Annotated in this window: 12 protein-coding genes; 6 read left to right on the top strand and 6 right to left on the bottom strand. The window is 73.1% G+C overall.

Features of this window, described 5'->3' with window-relative positions; all coding sequences use genetic code 11:
• The first annotated feature begins 12 nt into the window (after positions 1–12).
• Positions 13–1,176 carry an exonuclease SbcCD subunit D gene (locus ACWC0C_RS16395; protein ID WP_450864579.1) on the top strand — a complete coding sequence of 388 codons (1,164 nt, stop codon included), beginning with the start codon at positions 13–15 and terminating at the stop codon, positions 1,174–1,176.
• Positions 1,173–4,163, top strand: coding sequence for an AAA family ATPase (locus ACWC0C_RS16400; RefSeq protein ID WP_450864580.1), 2,991 nt, complete (start codon positions 1,173–1,175; stop codon positions 4,161–4,163). The genes ACWC0C_RS16395 and ACWC0C_RS16400 overlap by 4 nt, the downstream gene beginning before the upstream one ends.
• 87 nt (positions 4,164–4,250) lie before the next feature.
• Here ACWC0C_RS16400 and ACWC0C_RS16405 read toward each other — a convergent pair whose 3' ends face one another.
• On the bottom strand, positions 4,251–6,683 hold the full coding sequence (locus tag ACWC0C_RS16405; RefSeq protein WP_450864581.1) for a tetratricopeptide repeat protein: 2,433 nt from the start codon (positions 6,681–6,683) through the stop codon (positions 4,251–4,253).
• On the opposite strand from ACWC0C_RS16405, the gene ACWC0C_RS16410 reads away from it, so the two are divergent.
• Complete coding sequence (locus ACWC0C_RS16410) at positions 6,670–7,059, top strand: hypothetical protein (protein WP_450864582.1); 390 nt, start codon at positions 6,670–6,672, stop codon at positions 7,057–7,059. The genes ACWC0C_RS16405 and ACWC0C_RS16410 overlap by 14 nt on opposite strands.
• Before the next feature lie 100 nt (positions 7,060–7,159).
• On the opposite strand, the gene ACWC0C_RS16415 is transcribed toward ACWC0C_RS16410, so the two are convergent.
• Positions 7,160–7,606 (bottom strand): Lrp/AsnC family transcriptional regulator, encoded by a 447-nt coding sequence (locus ACWC0C_RS16415; protein WP_450864583.1) that lies wholly within the window; start codon positions 7,604–7,606, stop codon positions 7,160–7,162.
• 94 nt (positions 7,607–7,700) lie between these two features.
• On the opposite strand from ACWC0C_RS16415, the gene ACWC0C_RS16420 reads away from it, so the two are divergent.
• Positions 7,701–8,216 (top strand): rhodanese-like domain-containing protein, encoded by a 516-nt coding sequence (locus ACWC0C_RS16420; RefSeq protein WP_450864584.1) that lies wholly within the window; start codon positions 7,701–7,703, stop codon positions 8,214–8,216.
• A gap of 26 nt (positions 8,217–8,242) precedes the next feature.
• Positions 8,243–8,761 carry an immunity 21 family protein gene (locus ACWC0C_RS16425; RefSeq protein ID WP_449195416.1) on the top strand — a complete coding sequence of 173 codons (519 nt, stop codon included), beginning with the start codon at positions 8,243–8,245 and terminating at the stop codon, positions 8,759–8,761.
• A 4-nt stretch (positions 8,762–8,765) separates the two neighbouring features.
• Here ACWC0C_RS16425 and ACWC0C_RS16430 read toward each other — a convergent pair whose 3' ends face one another.
• The 4 genes from ACWC0C_RS16430 to ACWC0C_RS16445 form a co-directional block, all read right to left on the bottom strand.
• Entirely contained in the window at positions 8,766–9,998 is a 1,233-nt protein-coding gene (locus ACWC0C_RS16430; RefSeq protein ID WP_450864585.1) for a cytochrome P450, read from the bottom strand.
• Between the two features lie 33 nt (positions 9,999–10,031).
• Positions 10,032–11,423 (bottom strand): NAD(P)/FAD-dependent oxidoreductase, encoded by a 1,392-nt coding sequence (locus ACWC0C_RS16435; protein ID WP_449195418.1) that lies wholly within the window; start codon positions 11,421–11,423, stop codon positions 10,032–10,034.
• Positions 11,413–11,658, bottom strand: a complete 246-nt coding sequence (locus ACWC0C_RS16440) for a ferredoxin (protein WP_449195419.1) — start codon at positions 11,656–11,658, stop codon at positions 11,413–11,415. Before ACWC0C_RS16440 ends, ACWC0C_RS16435 begins: the two co-directional genes overlap by 11 nt.
• 187 nt (positions 11,659–11,845) lie before the next feature.
• Positions 11,846–12,514, bottom strand: coding sequence for a hypothetical protein (locus ACWC0C_RS16445; RefSeq protein WP_450864586.1), 669 nt, complete (start codon positions 12,512–12,514; stop codon positions 11,846–11,848).
• 403 nt (positions 12,515–12,917) lie between these two features.
• Between ACWC0C_RS16445 and ACWC0C_RS16450 the strand changes: the two genes are divergently transcribed.
• The gene (locus ACWC0C_RS16450) at positions 12,918–13,760 is read left to right on the top strand and encodes an SDR family oxidoreductase (RefSeq protein WP_450864587.1); all 843 of its coding nucleotides are present in this window, start codon (positions 12,918–12,920) and stop codon (positions 13,758–13,760) included.
• Positions 13,761–13,789: the final 29 nt, after the last annotated feature.

Raw genomic sequence — 13,789 nt, forward strand, 5'->3', positions numbered from 1 at the left:
ATCTCGGGGATCATGAGACTCCTGCACACGTCCGACTGGCATCTCGGCCGGGCCTTCCACCGGGTGAACATGCTCGGGGCCCAGGCCGAGTTCGTCGGTCACCTCGTCACCACCGTGCGTGAGCACGAGGTGGACGCGGTGGTCGTGGCGGGCGATGTGTACGACCGCGCGGTGCCTCCGCTCGCCGCGGTCGAGCTGTTCGACGACGCCCTGCACCGCCTCGCGGACCTCGGCGTGCCCACGGTGATGATCTCCGGCAACCACGACTCGGCCCGCCGCCTCGGCGTCGGCGCCGGACTCATCGGCCGCGCGGGCATCCACCTGCGCACCGAGCCGTCCGCCGTTGGCACCCCGGTCGTGCTGGCCGACGACCACGGCGATGTCGCCTTCTACGGCCTGCCGTATCTCGAACCCGCCCTGGTGAAGGACGAGTTCGCGGTGGAGAAGGCCGGTCACGAGACCGTGCTCGGCGCCGCCATGGACCGCGTCCGCGCCGACCTCGCCACGCGCGCGCCGGGCACCCGCTCGGTCGTCCTCGCCCACGCCTTCGTCACCGGCGGCCAGGCCAGTGACAGCGAGCGGGACATCACCGTGGGCGGGGTCGCCGCCGTACCGGCCGGCGTCTTCGACGGCGTCGACTATGTGGCGCTCGGCCATCTGCACGGCTGCCAGACCATCACCGAGCGCGTGCGCTACTCGGGCTCTCCGCTCGCGTACTCCTTCTCCGAGGCCGACCACCGCAAGAGCATGTGGCTGATCGACCTCGACGCCGACGGATCCGTCTTTGCCGAGCGCGTCGACTGCCCCGTGCCGCGCCCACTGGCCCGCATCAGGGGCACGCTGGGCGACCTCCTCGCCGACCCCGAGCCGGCCCGCCACGAGGACGCCTGGGTCGAGGCCACCCTCACCGACGCCGTCCGCCCCGCCGACCCCATGGCCCGGCTCACCGAGCGCTTCCCGCACACCCTCAGCCTCGTCTTCGACCCCGAGCGCGCCCCGGACGACCCCCAGGTGTCGTACGCCCGGCGTCTCGCGGGCCGCAGCGACCAGCAGATCGCCCAGGACTTCGTCGCCCATGTGCGCGGTGCCGGGCCCGACGAGCGGGAGGCGGCCGTCCTGCGCGAGGCCTTCGACGCCGTGCGCGCCGACGCCGCCGTGCGGGAGGTTGCCCGGTGAGGCTGCACCGGCTCGACATCACCGCCTTCGGACCCTTCGGCGGCCCCCAGAGCATCGACTTCGACGCCCTGTCCGCCGCCGGCCTGTTCCTGCTCCACGGCCCCACCGGCGCCGGCAAGACCTCCGTCCTGGACGCCGTCTGCTACGCCCTGTACGGCTCCGTCCCCGGCGCCCGGCAGAGCGGCCAGGGCATGAACCTGCGCAGCGACCACGCCGAGCCGCGCACCCGCACCGAGATCCGCCTCGACCTCACCGTCGCCGGCCGCCGCCTTGAGATCACCCGGCAGCCCCCCTGGGAGCGGCCCAAACTGCGCGGCACCGGCACCACCGTCGACAAGGCCCAGACCTGGCTGCGCGAGTACGACGCCACGGCCGGTGCCTGGAAGGACCGCAGCCGCTCCCACCAGGAGATCGGCGAGGAGATCGCCCAGCTGCTCGGCATGAGCCGCGAGCAGTTCTGCCAGGTCGTGCTGCTGCCCCAGGGCGACTTCGCCCGCTTCCTGCGTGCCGACGCCGAGGCCCGCGGCCGGCTGCTGGGCCGGCTCTTCGACACCCAGCGGTTCGCCGACGTGGAGAAGCGCCTCGGCGAACGCCGTCGCGCCACCGAGGCACGCGTGCGTGAGGGCGACGCGGCACTGCTCGCCGACGCCCACCGCATGCAGCAGGAGGCCGGCGACGCCATGGAGCTGCCCGAGCCGGCCCCCGGCGACCCCGGCCTGGCCGACGCCGTCCTCGGCGCCGCCGCCATCGCCCGCGCCACCGCCCGGGAACGCCTCACCGTCGCCCACTGCCGGCTCGCCGCCGCCGAGTCGGCCCACGCCGCGACCCGGCGCGCCCTGGACGAGCAACGCGAACTCGCCCGGCTGCAGGGCCGGTTCGCCGAAGCCCGGCGGCGCGCCGAGCGGCTCCAGGAGCGGGCAGGCGCCCATCACGAGGCCCAGCAGCGCATGGAGCGGGCCCGCAAGGCGGAGGCGGTCGCGCCCGCGCTGGAGCTGCGGGAGGCCGCCGAGGAGGAGCACCGCAGGGCGACCCGGGCCGAGGCACGCACGCGTGGCATGCTCCCCGGCTCCTACGCCGACGCGAGCCCGGGCGGCCTCGCCTCCGCCGCCCGCCGGGCCGCCGAGGAGCTGGGCGGCCTGGACGCGGCCCGGCGCGCCGAGCGGCGCCTCGCCGAACTGGCCGAGGAGCGGTCCGGCCTCGACCGCCAGGAGCGCGCCGACGAGGACGTGCTCCGCGAGGCCGAGGCCTGGCTCGCCGGCTGGGACGCCACCCGCGCGGCGCTGCAGTCCCGCGTCGACTCCGCCCAGGAGGCCGCCACCCGCGCCGAACAGCTGGCCGTCCAGCGGGAACCGATGCGCAGGCGCCTGACCGCGGCCCGCACCCGGGACGAGCTGGCCGCGGAACTCCAGGACGCACAGCGCCGGACGCTCGCATCCGAACAGCGCGCCCTCGACGCCCGCGCCCACTGGCTCGACCTCAAGGAACAGCGCCTGAACGGCATCGCCGCCGAGCTGGCCACCCACCTCACCGACGGCGAGCCCTGCGCCGTCTGCGGAGCCACCGAACACCCCGCACCGGCCCGGAAGATCGCCGGACACGTCGACCGCGAGACCGAGGACCGGGCCCTCGCCGCCCACCAGCGCGCCGAGGAGCAGCACACCGAGGACGAACGGCGACTCGGGGTCCTCCGCGAGGCCCTGGCCGCCGCCACCGCCGAGGCCGGTGACACGCTCACCGCACAACTCGACGCCGCCGCCGCCGAGTTGGAGCAGGAGTACGCCCGCGCCCGCCGCGACGCCTCCGCGCTGCACGCCGCCCACGAGGAGCTGCGGCGCGCCGAGCACGAGCGTGAGCAGCGCCTCGCCGACCGCCAGCAGGCCGCCGTACGAGCCGCCTCCCGGCTCACCCGGCGGGAGACCCTGGAGCGTGAACAGGCCCAGCTGGAGGCGGAGTTGACCAAGGCGCGCGGCGGCTTTGGCAGCGTGGCCGCCCGTGCCGCGCAGCTGGAGCGGCAGGTGACGCTGCTCACCGACGCCGCCGACGCCGTACGCGCCGCCGAGGACACCGCCCAGCGTCTGAAGGACGCCGACGCCCGTCTCGCCGACGCCGCCTACCGGGCCGGTTTCGACACCCCGCAGGCCGCGGCCGCCGCCCTCCTGGACGCCGCGGCCCACCGCGAGCTCCAGCACCGCCTGGACGCCTGGCAGACGGAGGAGGCCGCCGTACGCGCGGTGCTGGCGGAGGCCGACACCGCGGCCGCCGCCCAGCGCCCGCCCGCGGATCCGGCCACGGCCGAGCGCACGGCGGCCACGGCCGAACACCGGCTGCGCGAGACGGCGTCCGCGCGCGACGCGGCCGCCCGCACCTGCGCCGAGCTGGACCGCCTCTCCGCGCGCGCCACCGAGGCCGTACGACGGCTCGCCCCGCTCCGCGAGGAGTACGACCGGGTCGCCCGCCTCGCCGCGCTCACGGCCGGCACCTCCGCCGACAACGAACGCAAGATGCGCCTGGAGTCATATGTGCTGGCGGCCCGGCTGGAGCAGGTCGCCGCCGCCGCGACCGCGCGGCTGCAGCGCATGTCCTCCGGCCGCTACACCCTGGTCCACTCCGACGACCGCACCGGACGCGGCCGCAGCGGGCTCGGGCTGCACGTGGTCGACGCCTGGACCGGTCGCGAACGCGACACCGCCACCCTGTCCGGCGGCGAGACCTTCTTCGCCTCCCTCGCGCTCGCCCTCGGCCTGGCGGACGTCGTCACCGACGAGGCCGGCGGCGTCCGCCTCGACACCCTCTTCATCGACGAGGGCTTCGGCAGCCTGGACGACCAGACCCTGGACGAGGTGTTGGACGTCCTGGACTCCCTCCGGGAGCGGGACCGCACCGTCGGCATCGTCAGCCACGTCCCCGACCTGCGGCGGCGGATCCACGCGCAGCTGGAGGTCGTCAAGGGAAGGACGGGGTCGGCGCTGCGGCAGCGGGGCGTGTGACGGCCGGCGAACCGGTCGACTACCGCTTCGAGTTCGCGATCTCTGGGGGGTTGCATCGCCGCTGGCCGGCTCTTCGAGGAGTGAGCCCTAGTCCAGTCTCCAGGCAGCCGCGATGTCTCCTCGCGTGTTCCATCCGTAGCGATCAAGCTGCTCGGCTTCCGCGGTGCGGCCAAGCTCGTGCAGGCTGATCACGGCGAGGTGAGCAGCCAGTTCGCTGCCTGCCGCGACAGCACGCCGGCACCAGGCGAAGGCCTCGGCCCACCGGCCCCCGTCCGCGAGTCGTTGGGCTCCCCACATCAGGGCGCCGGCATCACCGGCTGCAGCGGCCTCTTCGGCCAATGCCAACGCTTTGTCCACCTCGCCTGCATCCGCCAGGCGCCTGAGCGCGGCCAAGGGCTGGGCTTCTGCCCTGGCAGCGGCGCGCGCTGCCCATTCGGAGACCTCACCGAGCCGACGGATGGGCGTGGGTCGGTCGTCATTCGCCGGGCTGATATCGACGGATCCCGCTGTGGCACCCCGTGAGGCCTGGACCGGGGCGTCCTCGGCTTCGTCCGCTCTCGCCACCCCCTCGGCTGCCGGTCGAAGGCCTCCCGCAAGCCCTGCTTCCTCGGCGCGCTCCACCCAAGACCGTGCTTCGTCCAAACGCCCGGCATCCGACAGCCGTTGGGCCGCCGATGCGTAGGCGTCGGTGTCGCCGGATGCGGCGGCCCGCTGGAACCAGGAGAGTGCTTCCGTCAGCCGGCCGTTGTCCGCCAGGGCCTCGGCTGCGGCCAGCAGGCTGTCGGTGTCTCCTCCCGCTGCGGCGCGTTCGAACCAAGGCAGGGCGGCATCGATTCGTCCTGCCTCGGCCAGGGTCTCGGCGATCCGCCAATTGGCCTGTGCGGAGTCGATTTCTGGGCTGAGCTCGTACCACTGCGGCACCTCGTCCAGTCGGCCCGCGCGTGCCAACTCCTTGGCGGCCAACGGGGCGGCCTGGGTATCCCCAGCCCTGTGTGCCTGCTCGAGCCACGGTATGGCTTCGTTCAGGCGGCCCGAGTCTATGAGCGATTGGGCGATCTTCCTGTGCTCGCCGGCCTTGGCCCACAATCGGCAGGCCGTCTCTGTGAGCCCCCGCGCGGCTGCTGCCGAGGCGAGGTCCCGTGCGGCTTCGCCCTCGCAGCGCCACACGGCAGCCTCCCAGAACAACGGAGGGACGGGCAGCGCGCGGCGCGCGGCCCGGAAGTGATCCACGAGGAAGTCGGCGAGCCTGTACGTCTGGCCACTTGCGGCAGACGGAGAGCCGACGGAGCCACGAGGGCGTCTCTGGCGGTGCAGCGGGCCGCGCGCTCCCTTCACCGGTCTGGTGAGCTGCGTCAACGCCTGTTCGAGCCAGTCCTCCGGCAGCAGATCCCATTCGGTGTCGGTGAGGTAGGCCTCGGCTGCCGTAGCCAGAAAGGGGAGGGGGAGGCCGAGCGGGTGGCCCAGTCGGCGGGCGTCGATCGCCGCGTCGAGGAGGGCTCTCGGCCCCGGGGAGGCTTCGCTGTGGATGGCGACCAACTCGAATCCCGCGGCCAGGTACTGAGTGACCATGCCGTCGTGGGCGGCCCGTGCGGCTGTGACCAGCCGCGGGTCCTTCGACGTGCTGATCTCCTCGATCTGGGAAGGCGTGAAAGCGGTGGGGACGTGTAGGTCGCGCCCGGCGAGCAGGACTCGGGCCTGTCCGTACGGGTCCTTGTGTCCGGGTGGACGACGAGGGGGTCCGTCTGGGTCCATGCCGCCCGGCTGAGGGGTCTCCCGTAAGTCGTCGAAGTATCCGGGGCCAGGCCAGATGGTGCCCAGGATCAGGACAGGAGCCCGGGTGGAGTCGGCCAGCAGGGTGCGCAGTCCGGCAGAGATCGGCTCGCCATGCTGGGGGTCCAGCAGATAGTGGTGGGCTTCGTTGAGCCAGACAACGGTCTTCGGGCCGACCCTGTGGAGGCCAGCGAGAGCGGCCTGGCGCCGATCAGGGTCGATGGGATGCCACAACCGCCAGCCGTCCGGAAGCTGCCGTATGGCTTCGAAGCAGGCACGCGTCTTCCCCGACGATGACGTGCCGACCAGCATCACCAGCCGGCTGTTGCCCTCGATCGCTTCGGCGACGATGCGCCGCAATTCGATGTCGTGGCCGCGCTCCACATAGGTCGGCAGGCCGGCAGCACCTCGCAGGGTGATCGCGTGATGGACCTCCAGGTCGTACGGATCGATATCGCTCACCGGACGGCCGAGCGGCTCGGCAAGCTGTACCTGCGTCCACAGTGCAGCGGCCTCTCGGCCGGCCTGCTGCCCGTCGCCGCCCACCATGCGCGTCAGCGCGGTGACCAAGGCGACGACATCCGCCTGATCCGCGGGCGCTGTCGGGTCCCCGATCATGCGGCTGATCGTGTCCCGAGCCGGACCAGCGGTGAGTTCGTCCTCGGCGGCGATCGCTTTCGCCATGGCGTCCAGAGCGGGCGCACCAGCCGCGACATAGGCCTCGTAGATCAGCTTCTTGAGCGTCCGCATCGGCCCTGGTGGCACCACCGGCTGGGCAATCAGCCCGCGTGCGCCCACGGGCCTGCCGTCCCCCACCCCCGCTCCGTCGCGTTTCATCGCACCATCGTGCCGCAACTCGTCCTGGACCAACTGCTCGGAGGACGTCGCCGTTCCCGACGAGGACGGAGGCTTCGTCCTGCGCCGGTACGTGCACGTGTTCCTCATGAGCTCGGCCACCCGGCAGAAGATCGAAGAACTCGTGGCGGACCTTGCCCGGGATCCCGCCTTCCAGCCCTCGGCCCCGCCGCCCACCGTCCTCCCGGCGGCCGCCGAGTCCCAGGTCCAGCTGGCCGAGGGCAGCCACTCGCTGTCCGCGCTGCCCGCCACGGGCCGTGGCTTCCAGTAGACCGAGCTGCCTCGCGCAAACGAAGGGCCGCCGCCCGCCATGCCGGTCGGCGGCCCCTCGCAGGCTGGAACGTCGACCAGCAGGCCCTGCTCTGACCGGGTCAGCGGCCCAGCGCGCGCCGGGGCAGGGGAGAGGAGTACACGACGCTGGTGGTCACCGAGCCCAGCGCGCCGATCTTCCCGGAGATCTCCTCCAGGTGTGCCATGGAACGCGCGGCGACCTTGATGACGAAGCAGTCGTCGCCCGTCACATGGTGCGCCTCCAGGATCTCGGGCGTGGCGGCGACCAGGTCATGGAACGGCCTGTAGTTGCCGTTCGGGTAGCGCAGCCGCACGAACGCCAGGATCGGCAGCCCGAGTCGCTCGGGGTCGACGACCGCCGCGTACCCCTGGATCACGCCCGCCTCCTCCAGCCGCCGTACCCGTTCGGTGACGGCGCTCGGTGACATGGAGACGGCACGGGCCAGCTCGGCGTAGCTGGCCCGTCCCTCCCGCTGGAGGACCTCGAGAATGCGCCAGTCGGTGGCGTCCGGGGAATACACGGTCATCCCGGATGGATAGCAGGGAAATCCCGGCCTGAGCAAGGGGAGTGCCGTGGATTCTCCCTTCAGGGGGCGGGCTTCGGGCCGTAGATTTCCAGTCATGATCACCGAGACCGGCACCCGGACCACCGAGACCTCCCCAACCACCCGGACCTCCGCGAATCCCGTCCTGCGTGTCGCGCCCGCCGCGCCCGCCGAAGCCGCCGCCTACTTCCGGGCGAGCCTCGCCTTCCACGCCGACGTCTCCGACGTGGCCGCCGCGCTCGCGGCCGGCGGCGACCCCGGGTTCGTCGTCGTGGACTCCCGCTCGACCGAGTCCTGGGACCAGGGCCACATCCCCGGCGCCGTCCACCTGCCCACCGCGCTCGTCCCCGAGCAGGCCGAGCAGCTCCTGGACAAGTCCGTGCCGGTGGTGACGTACTGCTGGGGCCCCGGCTGCAACGGCGCCACCCGCGCCGCCCTCGCCCTCGCCGAACTCGGCTACCAGGTCAAGGAGATGCTCGGCGGCTTCGAGTACTGGGCGCGCGAGGGCTTCGCCTACGAGACCTGGCAGGGGCGCGAACAGCGCGACGCCGACCCGCTGACCGCGCCCGTCGACGGCGAGTGCGGCTGCTGACCGACTCCCGTGTAGGTTCTCTGCCCATGGCTCGATACGCGGATCCAGGCGCGCTGGAGTGGGTGGAATCGGGCGGCGGCCCACTGATAGCCGTCCCGGAGACGGTGCTGCCGTTCTGGGCGGGCGCCGACAGCGAGGAACTCGACACGGACTACGACCGGGCGTGCGAGGTCGACGGTTACGTCGGCCTGCTGCCCGTCGGCGACAGCGCGGCCCTCGTGTTCGGCGACGAGCCCGCCTCCACCTCGTATCTGCCGGACCACGCCACCTTCGTACGGTGGTCCGCCGCGAACTCCGAGGCGGAACTGCTCGCCACCGTCCCCGCCGCCCTCGACGCGGCCGTGTGGGGGAGCGAGGTGCGCTGGCGGGTGCCCGGGCCGGTGCTGCTGTTCGACTCCGCCTGGCCGGGCCCGGCCGCCGACCGCGCCGAGCACCTCCGGGTGCCGCTGGAGGCGGGCACGTACGCGGTGCGGGCCGCCTACGTACAACCGGGGCCGGAGACCTGGGTCGGACTGGTGCGGCTCAGCAGGATCGCCGCCCCCTGAGCCGTCAGGGGTTCAGGCCGTCGAAGGCAATGTTCAGATGCCGGGGGCCGCGCAGCACCGCGTTCTGCCGGTACGGCGGCGGGTCCTCGACCAGGCGGGGATTCCTCAGCTGCCGGGCCAGTTCCGCGAGCGCGATCTGGGTCTCCAGCCGGGCCAGCGGGGCGCCGAAGCAGCTGTGGATGCCGCTGCCGAAACCGAGGTGCTGGATGTCCTCGCGGTCCGGGTCGAAGCGGTCGGGGTCCTTGAACCGCTCGGGGTCCCGGTTGCCGGCGGCCAGCACCAGCCAGAGGCGCGCGCCCTTCGGGATGGTGACCCCGCGCACCTCGATGTCGGTGATGGTGGTGCGCTGCGGCACGATCTGCACCGGTGGCTCGTACCGCAGCAACTCCTCCACGATCCTGACCGACAGGCCCGGGGCGCCGCGCAGCCGCTCCAGGACCTCAGGGTGGCGCAGCAGTGTGAGCATGCCGTTGGTGATGAGATTGACGGTCGTCTCGTGGCCCGCGATGAGGAGCAGCACCGCTGTGCTGAGTACTTCCATCGTCGTCATGGCGCCGTCCGGACCGTGACTGTTCACCAGGTCGGAGAGCAGGTCGTCGCGGGGTTCCCTGGCGCGCTGCTCCACCAGCCCGTTCAGGTACATGCCGAGCTGCAACCGTGCCTCCTGCGCGGTCCGCTCGGATTCGGCGCTCGTGCGGGTGTCGGGGTCCAGGCCGGCGACGATCGGGTCGACCCAGGCCCGGAAGCGGGGCTCGTCCTCACGGGGCACGCCGAGCAGCCGGCAGATCACGGTCACCGGGAAGGGGTACGCGAACTGGTCCACCAGGTCGATCTGCCGCGCGTCCCCGAAGCCGTCGATCAGCCCGGTGACGATCTCACCCAGCTCGCCCCGCATGTTCTCGATCCGGCGCGGCCTGTGCGGTGGCCCGAAGGAGCGGTTGGCGATCCGCCGCAGTCGGTCGTGCTCCGGAGGGTCGAGTCGGATGAAGCTGGGAGGCAATCCCGTCGCCTCCGGCCCGGACAGCTCGTCGTCCCCGGCGGCGGCGAGATTGGCGGCGTCGGAGCTGACCCGGGGATCGTGCAGCAGGGCCTCGATGTCGTAGTACGAGCTGAAGACGTACGGGCCGCCCTCCTCCTCGTGCAGGACCGGGGTCTTGCGCAGCTCCTCGTACAGCGGATACGGGTTGGCGCGGTTGGCGAAATCGGTGATCTGGCGGAACAGCGAGGCCTGCGTCATGACAAGTCCTTGGAGCGTCGGGCCGGGCGGCGATCAGTGGCGGGCGGGGTGGAAGACCAGCTGCTGGTCGGCCGGTGAGTATCCGCTGAGGGTCACGGTGGGGCCGTGGGTGGGCAGCGACGGGTCGGGGAAGTCGGCCGCCACCGGCTGCCGGTTCTCGGGACGACGGTCCATCGTCGGGAACTCCACCGGGAACGGCGCGCCCCGCTCGATCTGCCGGGCGTAGAACTCCAGCCACCGCGTGTTGTCGAACGTCACGGCGGCGATGACGCGGCCCTGGTAGCCGTACACGCCGACGAAGCGGCGCTCGGCCGGCGACCCCTGCGTGATCATGAGCTGGTCGCCCATGGGCGGCACGCCGACCGACTTGATGTTCACGCCGAACATCGACGACCAGAACGCGGGCATCCACAGGTGCGGGCGCCGGTCGGCGCCGCCGCAGATCATGTTGTGCGCGGCCGTCTCCGCCTGGGCGACGGCGTTGCCCCAGTGCTCCAGCGAGAGGAACTGGTAGCCGAACAGCGCGTGCGGGGAGCGTGCGACGTCACCCGCCACGAAGACGTCGTCGGTGACGATGCCCCGGAAGTCGAAGGCCCGGCAGCCCGCGTCACAGGCGATGCCCCGGGGCCCGGCGCCCAGCCCCGACCCGGCCAGCCAGTCGGTGTTGCGCAGCGAGCCCAGCGAGACCACGACCACGTCCGCCTCGACGACACTCTCGTCGGACAGATGGACGGCCCGCACCCTGCCGACCGCGTCACCCTCCAGCGAGGTCACCGTGACCCGGGTGCGCAGATCCACGCCGTTCTCGGTCTGCAGGTCGGCGGCGACCGCGCCGATGACTCCGCCGAGCGCGCCCACCAGCGGCGCACCCGCCCGCTCCGCCACGGTGACGGCGATACCCATCTCCCGGCAGGCCGAGGCGACCTCCGAACCGGCGAAGCCGGCCCCGATGACGAAGACCCGGCGCGGCCCCGCCTTCAGCCGGTGGTACAGATCGGCCGCGTCGTCCCGCGTCCGCAGCACACAGACGCCATCCAGCCGGGCCTCCTCATCCTTCGGCCAGGGCCGGGCGCGAACGCCGGTCGCGATCAGCAGCCGGTCGTACTCCACCTCGTCCCCGTCGGCCAGCCGGACCCGCTTGGCCGTCAGATCCAGACCGGTCGCCGCGACCCCGAGCCGCCACTTGGCGTCGATCTCCCGGCGGTGCGGCAGCTCCGTGCGGTGCGGGGACGCCATGCCCAGCAGGACGGACTTGGACAGCGGCGGCCGGTCGTACGGCTCGTACGGCTCGTCGCCGATCAGGGTCAGCTCGCCGGCGAAGCCCTCGGCGCGCAGCGTCTCGGCGGCGCGAAGGCCCGCCAGGGAGGCGCCGACGATCACGATCCGGCCCTCGCGCCTGAGCCAGTCCAGGTAATCAGCGGGCATCGGACGCCCCCTGGGCGGAGCCGCCGTGCTGCTCACCCGCGTCGTCCAGCCCGTCCGCCGTGATCGCCTGCACCGGGCACGCGGCGACGGCGCGGGCCAGCCGTTCCCGCTGTTCCTCGGGTGCGAGCGGGTTGTAGACCAGGGACTCCTCGCCGTGCATGGCGAAGACGTCCGGTGCGAGGAACGCGCACTGGGCGTACCCCTGACATTTGTTGAGATCGACGACGAGCCGCATCGATGCTCCGCCCTTCCGGTGGCCAGGTCCGGTGCGCGCCGGCCGTTCCGCGCGGCATTCCCGGACGGCGGTCATGTCCCGTTTGCCAGCATGGGCGCGGCGGTGCGACATCGCCCGTCGAGACCCCCATTCGGGCCGTCGCCGTCCCCCTTCACGGACGGCGTGGGCGTGATGCGTGATCCGTCCGTCACGCACCCGCCGCGGTACGGGACCGGGTGCGGCCGCCCGAACGGAGGATGTAGGCGCCGAGCAGCAGTGACCAGGCGGGGAAGACGAGTTCCACCCAGGGCACCTTGGTGACGGCGAACAGCAGGATGAGGGCGGTGAGGAAGCCCAGGACGGTGAGCGGGCGGGGCAGGATCCCCAGCCGGCGGCCCATCACCGACATGGAGCTCGCGAAGGCGGCGGCCATCCGCGTGGCGTACTCCGTCATCAGCGTGTACACGAGATGGCGGCCGAAGTCCCAGGAGGAGGGCGGCGGCGCCGTGCCGGCGGGGTGCGTGACGGCGAGCACGGCGCTCGCCGCGGCGGCGGCGCCGAACAGTGTGGCGGTGAAGACGAGTCCGCTGCCGAGGAAGACGGTGCCGAGGAACTTGTCCTCGCGCGCACCGATGTGCGCCCGTGCGGCGCCGATGAACCACAGGAAGAAGATGCCGGCGAACGGTACGAGCGCGAGGGCGGCATGCAGCGCGCCGCGGCGCCCGGAGTCCGTGAAACCCTGCGCGGTGGCCGCGCCGGGGCCCTCGGGGATGCCCAGCCTGACCAGGACGATCGCCGCCGCGAGCAGGAGCGCGAACACCACTCCGGCCAGCCCGGCGGCTCGCGGCGTCTCCAGCACCCGCTGCCCCTGCTGCATGCCGCCCGCCTCCTCCACATCGCCGTCGGCACCAGCTAGCCGCCGCCGGGCCGCCCACGCCACCGGGGACGTCCGGACGGCCGAGGGCCTCACGGTCCGGCCGCCCGCCACCGTCTGCGCTGGGAGCGCCGCCTGTGTTCGTGCCCGGAGCCGGGATGGCGCCCGGCGCTGCAGGCCGTGCCCACCCGTCCCGCCCTGCGGGACGACTGCCCACGGCGGGGTGCCGTCTGCGCTGGGAGCGCCGTGCGGGGCGACTGCCCGCGGTGGGGTGTCGTTCGCTGGGAGCGCCCCTCTGTGCCGGGCGGTGGCCCCCGTTCGGGCGTGCCGCTGCCCAGCCTTCAGCTGTGGTGCCCCGCGGCAATGCGCTCGCTCGGTGGTGCGGTGCCCCCTAGGCTGGTCGGCCGTGTCTGATGGAGGGCGTGATGACCGGGACGGGCTGTGTCGTGATCCGTTGCCTCTGCGGGGGCGGGTTGCGCTGGTCACCGGGGCCAGTCGGCGTGGTGGGATCGGGTGTGCCGTGGCGCGGCGGCTGGGGGCGTACGGGGCGAGTGTCTATGTGCATCATCATGTGCCGCACGACCGTGCGATGCCGTGGGGTGCGGACAGTATCGAGGCCGTCGTCGGTTCCGTGCGTGAGGCGCTCGGGGCGCCCGGGGCGCGGGTCGCGGCGGGACCCGGTGACCTGGCCGACCCGGCCGAACCGGGGCGGCTGATCGACGCCGTGGTCGGTGAGTTCGGGCGGTTGGACATCCTCGTCGCCAACCACGCACTCAGCGGCTCGGACGGCGGCCTGGACGAGATCGACGCCGCGATGCTCGACGCGCACTGGGCGGTCGACACCCGCTCGGTCCTGCTGCTCGTCCAGGCCTACGCCCGCTCGCGCGCCCGGCCGGCCGGCGGTACTCCCGGCGGGCGGGTGGTGTTGATGACCTCCGGACAGGACCTCGGCGGTGGCATGCCGGGCGAGATCGCCTACGCCCTCCAGAAGGGAGCCCTCGCCTCGATCACCCGCTCCCTGGCCGGCACGCTCGCCGAGCAGGGCATCACGGTGAACGCCGTCAACCCCGGCCCGGTGGACACCGGTTACGCCACCGGCGAGGTGCACGCGGCCGTCGCCGCCCGGTTCCCCGGCGGACGCTGGGGCCGCCCCGACGACCCGGCCCGACTCATCGCGTGGCTGGCCACCGACGAGGCCGGCTGGATCACCGGGGAGGTCGTCAACTCGGAGGGCGGCTTCCGGCGTTGAGGACGGGTGGCATCAACTCGGGAGAGCTT

The organism is Streptomyces sp. NPDC001709 (genome assembly GCF_053596375.1).

Coding starts and splice junctions, on each gene's coding strand:
- ACWC0C_RS16435 (WP_449195418.1), bottom strand. CDS start 11,423: ATGCCCGCTGATTACCTGGACTGGCTCAGGCGCGAGGGCCGGATCGTG.
- ACWC0C_RS16405 (WP_450864581.1), bottom strand. CDS start 6,683: ATGCGGACGCTCAAGAAGCTGATCTACGAGGCCTATGTCGCGGCTGGT.
- ACWC0C_RS16440 (WP_449195419.1), bottom strand. CDS start 11,658: ATGCGGCTCGTCGTCGATCTCAACAAATGTCAGGGGTACGCCCAGTGC.
- ACWC0C_RS16420 (WP_450864584.1), top strand. CDS start 7,701: ATGATCACCGAGACCGGCACCCGGACCACCGAGACCTCCCCAACCACC.
- ACWC0C_RS16430 (WP_450864585.1), bottom strand. CDS start 9,998: ATGACGCAGGCCTCGCTGTTCCGCCAGATCACCGATTTCGCCAACCGC.
- ACWC0C_RS16415 (WP_450864583.1), bottom strand. CDS start 7,606: ATGACCGTGTATTCCCCGGACGCCACCGACTGGCGCATTCTCGAGGTC.
- ACWC0C_RS16445 (WP_450864586.1), bottom strand. CDS start 12,514: ATGCAGCAGGGGCAGCGGGTGCTGGAGACGCCGCGAGCCGCCGGGCTG.
- ACWC0C_RS16395 (WP_450864579.1), top strand. CDS start 13: ATGAGACTCCTGCACACGTCCGACTGGCATCTCGGCCGGGCCTTCCAC.
- ACWC0C_RS16425 (WP_449195416.1), top strand. CDS start 8,243: ATGGCTCGATACGCGGATCCAGGCGCGCTGGAGTGGGTGGAATCGGGC.